Source organism: Terrabacter sp. 2TAF16, from assembly GCF_052115065.1.
Taxonomy (GTDB): domain Bacteria; phylum Actinomycetota; class Actinomycetes; order Actinomycetales; family Dermatophilaceae; genus Terrabacter.
Genome location: NZ_JBFRFZ010000007.1, coordinates 114,920 through 127,483 on the forward strand (window position 1 = coordinate 114,920; position 12,564 = coordinate 127,483).

Below are 12,564 nucleotides of genomic sequence, written 5' to 3' on the forward strand. Positions count from 1 at the left end.
CGCCAGCGGGCGGCGCGAGGTCGACCGCCGCGGGAGGACGTCCATGCCGCACACGTCTGGCCGACCGGCCAGCCTCACCGCCACCGAGCTCGTCGCTGCGTACGCCTCGGGCGACCTCTCTCCCGTCGACGTGCTGCACGACGTCGCCGACGTCATCGAGACCCGGGAGCCTCTGCTCAACGCCTTCTGGTGGCTCGACCTCGAGGGTGCCGAGGCTGCCGCCCGCGACAGTGAGGCCCGTTGGCGCAGGAGTGAACCCGCGGGGCCGATCGACGGCGTGCCGGTGACGATCAAGGAGAACCTCGGTCGCGCCGGCGTCCCGATGCCCTTCGGCAACGCCGGCGTCGAGCCCGTCGTCCCGACACGGAGCAGCCCGGTCGTCGAGCGGATCGAGGAGTCCGGCGGCGTCGTGCTCGGCTCCACGGTGATGCCCGACTGGGGCATGCTCAGCTCGGGCGTCTCGAGCCTGCACGGCATCACCCGTTCGCCGTGGGACCCCTCACTGACGACGGGGGGGTCCAGCTCAGGCGCCGGCGCCGCCGCCGCTGGCGGCTACGGGCCGCTGCACGTCGGCACGGACATCGGCGGCTCGATCCGCCTGCCGGGCACCTGGCTCGGCCTGACGACCCTCAAGCCGAGCGCCGGACGTGTCCCCCTCGACGCCCCGTACCTCGGCCGAGTGGCCGGCCCGCTCGTACGGTCGGCCGCAGACGCGGCGCTGTTGCTGTCGGTGATCAGCCGCCCGGACCCGCGCGACTGGACGAGCCTCCCGCCCGCCGACCTCGCCGCCGTGCTGCCCCACGACGCCCTCGACGTCTCCCCTCTGCGCATCGGTCTGCTGCTCGATGCCGGGTGCGGGCTGCCGGTCGACCCTGTCGTGGCGCACGCGGTCGAGGCCGCCGCCGCCCTCTTCGCCGATTCCGGGGCGGAGGTGGTGCCCCTGGCCCCGTTCATGGCGCCGAGGATGCTGCGGGATCTCGACGAGTTCTGGCGGATGCGTTCGCTCACCGACTTCGACGCCCTGACACCGGAGGCCCGCGCGCGGGTGCTCCCGTTCATCCGGCGGTGGGTGCTCGCCGTACGCGGCGCCGACGGGCCGTCGGTCATGCGCGACTACGCGAGCATCATGTCCCTCCAGCAGGCCACGATCGCCGCCACCGAGCCTTTCGACCTCGTGCTCTCCCCCGTCGCACCGATGACGGCGTTTCCTGCAGGGTGGCCGATGCCGTGGGGCGACAACGACGAAGGCATGGCGCACATCGGCTTCACCGTGCCCTACAACATGTCCGGTCAGCCCGCGGCCTCGGTGAACTGCGGTTTCACCCCAGACGGGCGCACCATCGGCCTGCAGGTGTCCGGGCGACGCTTCGACGACCTCGGGGTGCTCCGCGCCGTCGACTGGTACGAGCGACGCCGCGGCGCGGCGGCGACGCCCCGCTGGCCCATCCCCGAGAGAGAACGAGGCGCGACTGCCACCCCCGCCCCTCGTCACGAGCAGGGCCGTCCGTGAGGCCCGCCCGAGGGGCGATCAGGCTCGCACGGCAGAATGCGTGGCCCCGGTGTGTCGTCGACGTCTAGGAGTTCAGCCCCCGTGAGCGTGCAGGTGAAGGTGCCGTCCATCGAACGTCGCATCGCAGAGGAGCTCGGTGTCCGCGACGGACAGGTGGCCGCGGCCGTGGGCCTGCTCGACGGCGGCTCGACGGTGCCCTTCGTGGCGCGCTACCGCAAGGAGGTCACGGGCGGCCTCGACGACGCCCAGCTGCGCACGCTCGAGGAGCGTCTCGGCTACCTCCGCGAGCTCGAGGAGCGACGCGCTGCCGTGCTCGCCTCCGTCGAGGAGCAGGGCAAGCTCGACGACACCCTGCGCGCGCAGATCCTCGCCGCGGAGACCAAGGCGCGCCTCGAGGACATCTACCTCCCGTTCAAGCCGAAGCGCCGCACCAAGGCGCAGGTCGCCCGCGAGGCAGGACTCGAGCCCCTCGCCGAGCTGCTGCTCGGCGACCCCGGCACCGACCCCGCCACCGCCGCAACGCGTTTCGTCGATGCCGACCGTGAGGTCGCCGACGCCGCCGCCGCTCTCGACGGCGCCCGCGCGATCCTCGTCGAGCGCTTCGCCGAGGACGCAGACCTCATCGGTGACCTGCGCGAGCGCGTCTGGAAGCAGGGCCACGTCGGCTCGCGTGTCCGCTCCGGCAAGGAGGAGGAGGGCGCGAAGTTCTCCGACTACTTCGACTTCGCCGAGCCCCTCGCCAAACTGCCCTCGCACCGCATCCTCGCCCTCTTCCGCGGCGAGAAGGAGGACGTCCTCTCGCTCGAGATCAACCCCGAGGACCCAGCGGCCGAGCAGCCGCCCGGCCCGACGGCATACGAACGCGCCATCGCTCGGCGATTCGGCATCGAGAACACCGGGCGCCCCGCCGACCAGTGGCTCGCCGACACCGTCCGTTGGGCCTGGCGCACGAAGATCCTCGTCCACCTCGGCATCGACGCCCGGATGCAGCTGCGCCGAGCGGCCGAGGACGAGGCCGTACGCGTCTTCGCGGCCAACCTGCGCGACCTGCTGCTCGCTGCTCCCGCCGGTGCGCGGGCCACGATGGGTCTCGACCCGGGCTTCCGCACCGGCGTCAAGGTCGCCGTCGTGGACGGGACCGGCCGCGTCGTCGCGACCGAGGTCATCTACCCCCATGTCCCGCAGCACCAGTGGGACCGCTCGCTCGCGACCCTCGCACGGCTCGCGAAGGAGCACTCGGTCGACCTCATCGCCATCGGCAACGGCACCGCGTCGCGCGAGACCGATCGCCTCGCCGCCGACCTCATCAAGGCGCACCCCGAGCTGAAGCTGACGTCGGCCGTCGTCTCCGAGGCCGGTGCCTCGGTCTACTCGGCGTCGGCGTTCGCGTCGCAGGAGCTGCCCGGCATGGACGTGTCGCTGCGCGGCGCCGTGTCGATCGCGCGGCGCCTGCAGGACCCACTCGCCGAGCTCGTCAAGATCGACCCGAAGTCGATCGGCGTCGGTCAGTACCAGCACGACATCAGCCAGACGGCCCTCTCGCGCTCGCTCGACGCGGTCGTCGAGGACTGCGTCAACGCCGTCGGCGTCGACGTCAACACGGCGTCGGCTCCCCTGCTCACCCGCGTCTCGGGCATCACCCCCGGTCTCGCCGAGAGCATTGTCGCCCACCGTGACGCGACTGGCCCGTTCCGCACGCGCAAGGCTCTCAAGGACGTGCCGCGCCTCGGGCCGAAGGCGTTCGAGCAGGCGGCCGGCTTCCTCCGGATCCCGGGCGGCGACGACCCGCTGGACGCGTCGGCCGTGCACCCCGAGGCCTACCCCGTCGTCCGACGCATGCTCGAGTCGACCGGGCAGAAGCTGACCTCGCTCATCGGCAACACCGTTGCGCTGCAAGCAATCCGTCCTGCCGACTACGTCGACGACAGCTTCGGCCTGCCGACCGTCACCGACATCATCAGCGAGCTCGACAAGCCCGGGCGCGACCCGCGACCGACCTTCAGGACGGCGACCTTCAAGGACGGCGTCGAGGAGATCAAGCACCTCAGGCCAGGGATGACGCTCGAGGGCGTCGTGACCAACGTCGCGGCGTTCGGTGCGTTCATCGACATCGGTGTCCACCAGGACGGCCTGGCCCACGTCTCGGCGCTCTCCAAGAGCTTCGTGCGCGACCCGCACGACGTCGTGAAGTCCGGCGACGTCGTCATGGTCAAGGTCCTCGACGTCGACGTGCCCCGCAAGCGGATCTCGCTGACCCTGCGCCTCGACGACGAGGTGACCCCCGGCGCCCCCAAGGAGCGAACGGGTCAGGGGCAGGGAGGCCAGCAGCGCGGTGGTCAGGGCCGCGGCGGCCAGGGCCGTGGTCGGAGCCAGACGGGCCAGGGCAACCGCCCCCGCAAAGAGGCTCCTGCCGACGGCGCCATGGCCGACGCCTTGCGCCGCGCCGGCTTCACCGGCTGACCGCGCGGCGACGGCGCCTCAGGCGTCCGGCGCGGCTGCGTGGAAGACCGCCTCGACGTTGTTGCCGTCGGGGTCGCGCACGAACGCGCCGTAGTAGCCGGGGTGGTACTCCGGCCACAGGCGCGGCTCGTGCAGCGACTCGGCGCCGAGCTCGAGCGCCGTGGCGTGGAAGGCCCGCACCGCGTCGACGCCGTCCGCCTGGAACGCGCAGTGCATCTCGCGGTTGGGCTCGGTCCCCTGCCATCGGCTGATCCAGAAGTCCGGGTGCCCCTCGGTGCCGTAGCCGATGGCCACGCCGACGTCCATCTGTCGGGTGTAGCCGAGGACGCCGAGCACCGCGTCGTAGAAGCGGGCGCTGGCCTCGAGGTCGGAGCAGTTGACGAAGAAGTGGTCGATCATGCCCCCGAGGCTAGGACCGAAGCGGACCGAAGTGGGGGCCTTCACCCATTGTCTTCCGGGCCAGTCTTTGGTCGACTGTCAGTGGTGGGTCCGGCCCCATCAGGGGGCCGGTCCGTACGACCCGGAGGTGCCCATGAGCAGTTCAACGCAGTCGATCCCCGAGAACGCGGAGGATGCCGAGCTCGAAGGATCTCCCGCGGGCGTGCACTCGAGCCTGACCGTCGGCGCGCCCGTCGACCGGGTGTGGCAGCACCTCATCAGCGCCCGAGGCACCGAGGCGCTCCTCGGCCCCGGCGTCACGCTCGGCAACAAGGGCGAGTCGTGGCACAGCTCCGACGGTCCCCATGGCGTCGTGCGCAGCTACCACCCGATGGAGCAGGTACGCGTGTCGTGGCACCCCCATGCGGACGGCCCGCTCAGCATCGTCGACCTGCAGCTCAAACCGGACGGTGAGGGCACGCGCGTCGACCTCTACCACGAGGGTCAGGGCATCGCCGAGGACGGCGCCGGCGACAAGTCCCGCTGGGACGACGCCCTCGGCCGTTTCGCGCAGGCCCTCGACGCCTGAGCCCGGCGCCCGGGCCGAGGGGTCAGGCGCCGACGACGCCGTCGCGGACGCTCGACGCCGTCGCGGACGGTCAGCGGACGACCATGACGGGGCAGGCCGCGTCGTGGATGGCGCGGTGGCTGACCGACCCGAGCAGCATGCCCGTGAACCCGCCGTGCCCCCGTGAGCCGACGACGATCATCCCTGCCGTCGCGCCCAGGTCGGCGAGTGACTGGCCCGGGTCTCCGTAGAGCACCTCCGTCGTGACGATGACCTTCGGGTGCAGCGCCCGCACGCGCTCGGCCGCGCGCAGCACCGACTGCTCGGCGTTGTCGCGGATCGCGTGTGTCTCCTCCGTCCCGCCCTTGGCGGTCTCGACGTACGTCCAGGCCTCCATCGACGGCGAGTGCGCGACGCGCACGATGTGCAGCACGGCCCCCTCGCGCTCGGCGACCTCGACGGCCGCGTCGACCGCCCGCATCGCGGCGTCCGAGTCGTCGATGCCGACGACCACGTCGTGCCCGCGCCCGGGACGGGGCGGCATCGGCACGTCGTCGGGGGTCTTGCCCTCCGGTCCGCGGACGACGACGACGGGGCAGTGCGCGTGCGCGGCGACGGCATACGACGTAGAACCGAGCAGCCCGGCCAGGATGCGTCCACGCCCGCGGCTGCCGACGACGACCATGGCGGCGTCCTTCGACATCTCGACGAGCTGGGCGGCGGCGCTGCCGAGCCAGTACTGCGTCGTCACCTGGGAGGCGTCGAGCGTGGCGCCGGCGCGGACCGCACCCTCGTCGACGATCGCCTTGGCGGCGTGCTCGAGCGAGGGCTCGATCTCGGAGAGGTCCATCGCCGGGAACGCGGGGGTGGCGGCCAGGTTGACGTTGTGCACCAGGGTCAGGTGCTTGCCCTGCTGCCGAGCCGTCTCCGCGGCCCACTCGAGCGCGAGCTGTGATGATGCCGAACCGTCGTAGGCGACGACGATCCCGTTCGTGGTCCGCACCTGGCCGTTCATGGTGCTCCCCTTCTCTCGTTCACATGGCCGGGCCTCTGCTCCGTCCACCTCCATCGTCCCGCCCGGCCAAGAGGCCGCAGGTCCTTTGTGACCACTCAGACAGGGCAGTCGTCCCCGATGGCGTATGCCGCCGGGCCGGGTCGAGCGACCCGGCCCGGCGGACTGCGTGGTGGGTCAGCCGACGGCCTTGAGCGCGTCCACTTCCCCAGCGCCGAACCAGCCGTTCTGGCCGCGGCCGCCCTGACACCGCTGCGCCGCGCCGTCGTCGACGCCCGGGAAGAAGGCGTACGGCGAGACGTCCGCGGGGCACGCGATCGGGTTCGTCGCACGCTGCAGATCGGCTGCGAGCGCACCACCGGTGTCGCCGGTGACACTCGCGATGAGCGCGGCCACGCCGGCGGCGTGCGGGGAGGCCATCGACGTGCCCTGCTGGTAGCAGTACGTCGCGCCACTCGCATCGACGAGTCGACGTGCCGGCAGGCACGTCACCGTGAGCAGCGCCGCGGGCCAGGTCGAGAGCACCCGGCCGTTGGGAGCGGCGGGCGTCAGCTGCAGGATGGAGTCGCCGCCCGGCGCCGCGACGTCGACCGCCGAGATGCCGTAGGACGAGTAGAACGACTTCATCTGCTTGTTGCCCGTGGCGCTGACGCCCACGACGCCCGGCACCTCGGTCGGGACGAAGGCACACGCGTTGCTGATCGTCCGGAGCACCGGGTTCGTGTCGTCGGGACTCGTCGCGTCCTGGGTCGGGTGCGACAGGTCGTCAGCCTGGTTGCCCGCGGCCGCGACGACGAGCACACCCTTGTTCTGGGCGTACTTGATGGCGCGACGCTCGGCGGTCCAGATGGCCCGCTGCTCGGCGTCGTTGCGGCAGTTGAAGAGCCACGGGTCGGCGAAGTAGCTGTTGTTCGTCACGTCGACGCCGTGGTCGGCCGCCCACATGAAGGAGCAGACGACGGCCTCGGGGAAGAAGAAGCCGTCGGCGTTGCCGGCCTTGATGCCGGCGATCTTCACGCTCGGTGCCACCCCGACGATGCCGATGCCGTTCGCAGCTGCGGCGATCGTGCCGGCCGTGTGCGTGCCGTGACCGTTGTCGTCGGCGGCCGCCACCGCGCCGGGCACGGGGGCCCCGCTGACGCAGTTGGCGCTCGCGGCGGAGTCGACGTTCGGCGCGAGGTCCGGGTGCGTGTAGTCGAGGCCGGTGTCGATGTCTCCCACGAGGATCGAGGGGTCACCGGTGCTGATGGCGTGTGCCTCGCCGACCTTGATCTGGGTCATGTCCCACTGCAACCCCGACAGCGAGTCGTTGAGGCCCGGGAGTCCTGCCCCGTTCGCGGTGGTCTGGGTCGTGGTCGCGGCTGCGGTGTCGGCCGAGACCGCTCCGCCGTCGACGGCGCTGGCGAACCTCGTCGTGGCGACGGCGCCCTCGACACCCGTGGCCCGACGCATCTTCGCGGCGAAGTCAGGGCTGGCCGACCGCGCGACGACGACGCTGATGGGGGCGTAGGTCGCGACGACCTGACCGCCCGCTGCGGCGACGGCGCTGCCCGCGCCGCTCGTGGAGGTCTTCTCCTTGTAGACGACCAGATAGGTCGAGCTCGCGCCGGTCGTGGAGGCGTCGGCCGACGCCACCCCCGTCGCGAGTGCGGCGGCCGCGACGACCGCGACCGCCCCGAGTACTGCAGTCCCCCGAGATCCACCCCTTCGTGACACGGACATGGTGCTCTCCTCCGCGGTGGCGGCGTGTGCGTCCCACCGCTCCGGGCCGACTCCTGTGGCGGCCCAGTTGTCCACGCTAGGGCTGTCGGGTCGTCGGCACCGGCCTTCTCAGGAGCCTGAGAGTCCGCTCGACGATCGCTGGGAACGATTCGGGCGTTTGGGGCTTACGCGAGCGAATTCTCCCGTGCGAGTGGAGGACTCGAGTCGAGGACTCGTCAGGTCGAGTCCCGGGCGGCGGCCGTGGCGCGGTCGTTGGCGCGCTGGATCGCCTCGACGAGCTCGGCCTTGCTCATGGTGGAGCGCCCCGACACCTCGAGGCGCTTGGCGATGTCGTAGAGGTGTCGCTTCGAGGCGTTGGCGTCGACCCCGCCAGCCGAGTCCCCGTCGTCGCGGTGGGCCCTCGCCTCGGCACCGCGGCGTTCGGCCTGGCGGTCGCTCGGTCCCTTCTCGGCCTTCTCCTCCCAGTGGTCGCCGACCTTCTCGAAGGAGTGCTTGAGCGAGGCGAACGCCGTGCGGTGGGCTCGCTCGCCCTCGCCGTACTGCTCCACCGCGGCGTCGTGCGTCGCGAGCCACGTCTCCTGCGCCTTCTTCGACGACCGCTCGAGGGTCGAGGGCAGGTCCGTGCTTCCGCTCGTTGGCTTCCTGGCCGGCATGTCGTTCCTCCTGCGCTGTCGAGGGAGGGCGCCTGTGCCCCCGCCACCCTGACGTACCCAGCGGGACGGCCTGTGACCACCCGACGGCATACGCACTCGGGAGGGCACCGGGGCAAACCGACACGAAGCACGTTCGTCGTGCCGGGCCATGGGGTAGGACTCCGGCGGTGAGGACGCGGCGCCGCGCGCCCTGACCCGACGGTTCACAGCGATTCGGATCGAAGGAGATGGGGATGAGCGAGGCTGTCGCACAACGCACGGACGGTGCCATCAGGAGTCTGGTGCCCGCCCGTATGGACCGGCTCCCGTGGACGAAGTTCCACTGGTCGGTCGTTCTCGGGCTCGGGGTGTCGTGGATCCTCGACGGACTCGAGATCCAGATCGTGTCGGAGTCGGGGTTCCAGAAGACGCTCGGCATGTCCGCCACGCAGGTGGGGCTGACGGGCACGGTCTACCTCGTCGGCCAGGTGGTCGGAGCGCTGACGTTCGGTCGCCTGACCGACCGGCTCGGGCGCCGCAAGCTGTTCATCATGACGCTGGTCATCTACCTGATCGGATCAGGCCTGGCCGGCCTCTCACCGAACATGTGGTTCCTGTGGGTCTGCCGCTTCGTCGCCGGTATGGGCATCGGCGGTGAGTACACCGCGATCAACTCGGCCATCGACGAGCTGATCCCCGCGCGCTTCCGCGGTCGCGTCGACATCGCGATCAACGGGACGTACTGGTTCGGCGCGTTCTTCGGAGCGCTCGCGAACCTCTACCTGCTCAACCCCGACAACGTCGCCGAGAACGTCGGCTGGCGCCTGGCGTTCTTCATCGGCCCGATCCTCGGCCTGTCGATCATCTGGCTGCGCCGGCACATCCCGGAGAGCCCGCGCTGGCTGCTCACCCACGGTCGCGGGGAGGAGGCCGAGCGCACGGTCGACGAGATCGAGGAGCGGGTGCGTCGCGAGGGTGGCGAGATCCCGGAGGTCGACGACAGCAAGGCCATCCTCGTCAAGCCCGAGGACCGCATGGGGCCGAAGGTGCTGTGGGACGTGTTCGTGCGGCGCTACGGACGACGCACGGTGCTCGGCCTGACGATGATGGTGACGCAGAGCTTCCTCTACAACGCGATCTTCTTCACGTACGCGTTGGTGCTGACGAACTTCTACGGCATCAGCAAGGCCCAGACCTCGCTCTACTTCCTGCCGTTCGCGGCCGGCAACCTGATGGGACCGCTGCTCCTCGGTCATCTCTTCGACACCATCGGGCGTCGCAAGATGATCTTCAGCACCTACACGATCGCGGGGCTCGTCCTGCTCGTGTCGGCCTGGGCCTTCCACGCCGAGATCCTCACCGCGACGACGCACACGATCTTCTGGTGCGTCTCGTTCTTCTTCGCCTCGGCTGGAGCCTCCGCCGCCTACCTCACCGTGAGCGAGATCTTCCCGATCGAGGTGCGCGGCCAGGCGATCAGCTACTTCTTCGTCGTCGCCCAGTGCGCCGGCGCCGTCGCACCCGTGCTCTACGGCGCACTCATCGGCGACGGCAAGGACCGCGGCCCGCTCACGTGGGGCTACGTCGCCGGTGCGGTCATCATGATCATCGGTGGGGCCGTGGCCCTGGCGATCGGGATCGACGCGGAGCAGAAGTCCCTCGAGGACGTCGCCGACCCGCTGAGCAAGGTCTCGGAGGAGTCGGGGGCCGCGGCATGAACGTCGCGGACCTCGGGCGCCAGCACACGATCGTCGTCGGCGTGAGCCCCACGAGTGGCTCCCCCGGTGCCCTTCGATGGGCCGTCGAGCAGGCCGCGGCGCGCGGTGGACGCGTCGTGGCCGTCCGGGCCTGGCGCCCGCACGCACCCGAGACGGCGACCGGCGGCCGCGTGCCGTCGGTCGTCTCCGACGACAGCGCCCTCTCTGCCGAACAGTCACGCCTGGCCGAGGACGTCGCGCACGTCCTCGGCCGCGACCACCTCGTGGAGACGCGCGTCGTGGCGGGCAAGCGTCGTGCCGTCCTCGTCGAGGAGAGCCGCGGCGCCGACCTCGTCGTCATCGACGCCGGTCACTCCACCGAGGTCGGCGCCCGCTGGCTCGGCAGCCGTCTCGTGCGCGCAGCGCACTGCCCGGTCGTCGTCGTGCCACCCGCGCTCGGCGGCCGCGGGTCGAGCCCGCTCGGGGCGGCCGCCATCAGCTTCGGCCGCTCGGTCGAACGCGCCGCCGGCACCGCCGGGCGCCCCGGCTTCCAGCGCCCGCCCTCGGGCTGACGCCTGCGTCGCCTCTCACGAGACCGTATGCCGTGTGGCCCGGTCCCGGGACCCGAATCCTCTGCGAATTGCACCGATTCGGGCCCGGGACCCACCGCGCCCTGGTTCGGTTCGTCCGGAACCCGATCAGGGCACGAGCATGACCGGGCAGGTCGCGTCGCGGATGAGCTGGTAGGAAGACTGCTCGGACAGCACGGCAGCGGGCGCCTCTCGGAGTGGCGCACCGACGACGAGCAGTTCGGAATGTCCCGTGGCCTCCGCCAGGGCCGAGACCGGGTCGCCGGTGAGGATCTCGACAGTGACCACGAGCGCGGGGTGCTGTGATGTCAGGGAGGCGATGGCATACGGAATCCTCTGTCTCGCAGCATCACTGACGCCCCCACGTGTGGCCGTGACGAGCCGCAGCGACGCACTGCAGGCGACAGCGATGCGGGCCGCGGCGGACACGATTCGCTCTACGCGCCCAGCGTGCTCCTCCCCGTCCCCGCCGGCGATGGCGCAGACGACCTCGCCGCGCGGACCCGGGATCCGCGCGTCACCGCTCGCGAAGGACGCGAAGCGGCCGAGGTCGTGCAGGACGACGACGGGGCAGTACGCATGGGCGACGACCGCGTAGGAGACGGAGCCGATGAGCGCGGTGCGGGCACTTCCCCGGCCGCGGGTCCCCAGCACGACGAGCTCGGCGGACATCGATGCATCGACCAGCGCGGGCGCCGGCCCGCCGACGGCATGGACCGCACGCACCCGCCCTCGGGCAAGCGCTGGGCCGGGCCAGGTCGACGGACCGCCGACGATCGTCCGGGCCACCATCTCCAGCGAGGGGCTCAGCGGGCGCAACGCGTAGCCGCGCCGGCTCGGCACCAGGTCCAGCTCGACGGCATGGACGATCTTCAGGCTGTCGTCGAGAGCGCGAGAGACCGCCGCGGCCCAGACCAGCGACACTGCGAGGCTGGGGACCCGTCGTAGCCCCACGACGATCTGGCCGCAGGCTGGTCCGACATCCTGGATGCGAGTTCCCTTGACCACCAGTGACGTCGAGTCATCTGCCGCGTCAGCGGATCACCATGACGGGGCACGGCGCGTCGTGGACGACCCGGTGACTGACCGAGCCGAGCAGCATTCCGGTGAAGCCCCCGTGACCGCGAGAACCCATGACGATGAGGCCGGCCCTCACGTCCACGGCGTAGGCCGCGACTGCTGCACCGGCCCCGCCACCGAGGACGGTGGTCTGCACGTCGAGCCCCGGGTGGGCACGTCGCGCGTCCTCCGCGACGTCGCGCAACAGCTGGCCGACGTGGAGGTGCATCTGGTCGATCATCTCCTCGCGACCCAGGATCGTGTCGGTCTCCGGCCACGCCTCGAGGCCACCCACGTTGTCGACGGCGACGATGTGCAGCGACGCCTCCGCGGCCGTGGCGATCTGCACGGCGGTCTCGAGCGCCTTCTGGGAGTTCTTGGAGTCGTCGAAGGCGACGACGACAGGATGCGACGGACCCGCGTGGATCACGGAGGACCCACGGACCACGACCGCGGGACAGTGGGCGTGGGCCGTGACGGCATACGCCGTCGAGCCCAGCAGGCCACCGGAAACCGCCCCGTGGCCGCGTGACCCGGTGACGACGAGGTCGGCCCTGGACGAGATGCCGACGAGCTCGGCGGCGGCGCCGCCGATGACGCTCAGCGGGTGGACGTCCTTGCGGTCCAGTGTCTTCGTGGCGATGTCGATGGCCTCCGCCAGGACGCCTCGCGACATCTCGTCGTACGCGTGCGCCTGGACCCCGGGGTCGTAGGCGCGGAACGTCGGCGTCATCGTCAGCCCGACGCAGTGCAGCAGCGTCAGCTGGCGGTCGTCACGCTTCGCGGTCTCGACGGCCCAGTCGAGGGCGAGGCGTGCTCCCGGTGACCCGTCGTAGCCCACGACGATGCCGGCATCCATCGTCTCGTCGGTCGACTCGCGGGTTGACTCGTTCGTCGAGCTGACTGCGGCGCTCATCGCTCTCCCCTTCCACGGCG

Annotated in this window: 11 protein-coding genes; 5 read left to right on the forward strand and 6 right to left on the reverse strand. The window is 71.3% G+C overall.

Annotated elements, in window-relative coordinates; genetic code table 11:
- The first annotated feature begins 43 nt into the window (after positions 1–43).
- Positions 44–1,510: an amidase gene (locus AB4Z14_RS12540; RefSeq protein WP_442275470.1), complete on the forward strand. Its 1,467-nt coding sequence runs from the start codon at positions 44–46 to the stop codon at positions 1,508–1,510.
- Positions 1,511–1,546: 36 nt separating this feature from the next.
- Positions 1,547–3,970 carry a Tex family protein gene (locus AB4Z14_RS12545; protein WP_442275471.1) on the forward strand — a complete coding sequence of 808 codons (2,424 nt, stop codon included), beginning with the start codon at positions 1,547–1,549 and terminating at the stop codon, positions 3,968–3,970.
- Positions 3,971–3,988: 18 nt separating this feature from the next.
- Here the strand turns inward: AB4Z14_RS12545 and AB4Z14_RS12550 are convergent, their stop codons facing one another.
- Positions 3,989–4,369, reverse strand: coding sequence for a VOC family protein (locus tag AB4Z14_RS12550; RefSeq protein WP_442275472.1), 381 nt, complete (start codon positions 4,367–4,369; stop codon positions 3,989–3,991).
- 133 nt (positions 4,370–4,502) lie between these two features.
- Here AB4Z14_RS12550 and AB4Z14_RS12555 point away from each other — a divergent pair, with 133 nt between their 5' ends.
- The gene (locus AB4Z14_RS12555) at positions 4,503–4,937 is read left to right on the forward strand and encodes an SRPBCC domain-containing protein (RefSeq protein WP_442275473.1); all 435 of its coding nucleotides are present in this window, start codon (positions 4,503–4,505) and stop codon (positions 4,935–4,937) included.
- Positions 4,938–5,007: 70 nt separating this feature from the next.
- On the opposite strand, the gene AB4Z14_RS12560 is transcribed toward AB4Z14_RS12555, so the two are convergent.
- The 3 genes from AB4Z14_RS12560 to AB4Z14_RS12570 all read right to left on the reverse strand — a co-directional run bounded on the left by AB4Z14_RS12560 (position 5,008) and on the right by AB4Z14_RS12570 (position 8,303).
- Complete coding sequence (locus AB4Z14_RS12560) at positions 5,008–5,931, reverse strand: universal stress protein (protein ID WP_442275474.1); 924 nt, start codon at positions 5,929–5,931, stop codon at positions 5,008–5,010.
- 174 nt (positions 5,932–6,105) lie between these two features.
- Entirely contained in the window at positions 6,106–7,650 is a 1,545-nt protein-coding gene (locus AB4Z14_RS12565) for a S8 family serine peptidase (RefSeq protein ID WP_442275475.1), read from the reverse strand.
- A gap of 215 nt (positions 7,651–7,865) precedes the next feature.
- Positions 7,866–8,303 carry a ChaB family protein gene (locus tag AB4Z14_RS12570; protein ID WP_442275476.1) on the reverse strand — a complete coding sequence of 146 codons (438 nt, stop codon included), beginning with the start codon at positions 8,301–8,303 and terminating at the stop codon, positions 7,866–7,868.
- A gap of 233 nt (positions 8,304–8,536) precedes the next feature.
- Here AB4Z14_RS12570 and AB4Z14_RS12575 point away from each other — a divergent pair, with 233 nt between their 5' ends.
- Both AB4Z14_RS12575 and AB4Z14_RS12580 read left to right on the forward strand, forming a co-directional pair.
- The gene (locus tag AB4Z14_RS12575; protein WP_442275477.1) at positions 8,537–10,000 is read left to right on the forward strand and encodes an MFS transporter; all 1,464 of its coding nucleotides are present in this window, start codon (positions 8,537–8,539) and stop codon (positions 9,998–10,000) included.
- Positions 9,997–10,551 carry a universal stress protein gene (locus AB4Z14_RS12580; protein ID WP_442275478.1) on the forward strand — a complete coding sequence of 185 codons (555 nt, stop codon included), beginning with the start codon at positions 9,997–9,999 and terminating at the stop codon, positions 10,549–10,551. The genes AB4Z14_RS12575 and AB4Z14_RS12580 overlap by 4 nt, the downstream gene beginning before the upstream one ends.
- A gap of 126 nt (positions 10,552–10,677) precedes the next feature.
- Here the strand turns inward: AB4Z14_RS12580 and AB4Z14_RS12585 are convergent, their stop codons facing one another.
- Positions 10,678–11,577: a universal stress protein gene (locus AB4Z14_RS12585; protein ID WP_442275479.1), complete on the reverse strand. Its 900-nt coding sequence runs from the start codon at positions 11,575–11,577 to the stop codon at positions 10,678–10,680.
- A gap of 25 nt (positions 11,578–11,602) precedes the next feature.
- Positions 11,603–12,544 carry a universal stress protein gene (locus AB4Z14_RS12590; protein WP_442275480.1) on the reverse strand — a complete coding sequence of 314 codons (942 nt, stop codon included), beginning with the start codon at positions 12,542–12,544 and terminating at the stop codon, positions 11,603–11,605.
- Positions 12,545–12,564: the final 20 nt, after the last annotated feature.

Coding starts and splice junctions, on each gene's coding strand:
- AB4Z14_RS12540 (WP_442275470.1), top strand. CDS start 44: ATGCCGCACACGTCTGGCCGACCGGCCAGCCTCACCGCCACCGAGCTC.
- AB4Z14_RS12545 (WP_442275471.1), top strand. CDS start 1,547: ATGCGTGGCCCCGGTGTGTCGTCGACGTCTAGGAGTTCAGCCCCCGTG.
- AB4Z14_RS12550 (WP_442275472.1), bottom strand. CDS start 4,369: ATGATCGACCACTTCTTCGTCAACTGCTCCGACCTCGAGGCCAGCGCC.
- AB4Z14_RS12555 (WP_442275473.1), top strand. CDS start 4,503: ATGAGCAGTTCAACGCAGTCGATCCCCGAGAACGCGGAGGATGCCGAG.
- AB4Z14_RS12560 (WP_442275474.1), bottom strand. CDS start 5,931: ATGAACGGCCAGGTGCGGACCACGAACGGGATCGTCGTCGCCTACGAC.
- AB4Z14_RS12565 (WP_442275475.1), bottom strand. CDS start 7,650: ATGTCCGTGTCACGAAGGGGTGGATCTCGGGGGACTGCAGTACTCGGG.
- AB4Z14_RS12570 (WP_442275476.1), bottom strand. CDS start 8,303: ATGCCGGCCAGGAAGCCAACGAGCGGAAGCACGGACCTGCCCTCGACC.
- AB4Z14_RS12575 (WP_442275477.1), top strand. CDS start 8,537: ATGAGCGAGGCTGTCGCACAACGCACGGACGGTGCCATCAGGAGTCTG.
- AB4Z14_RS12580 (WP_442275478.1), top strand. CDS start 9,997: ATGAACGTCGCGGACCTCGGGCGCCAGCACACGATCGTCGTCGGCGTG.
- AB4Z14_RS12590 (WP_442275480.1), bottom strand. CDS start 12,544: ATGAGCGCCGCAGTCAGCTCGACGAACGAGTCAACCCGCGAGTCGACC.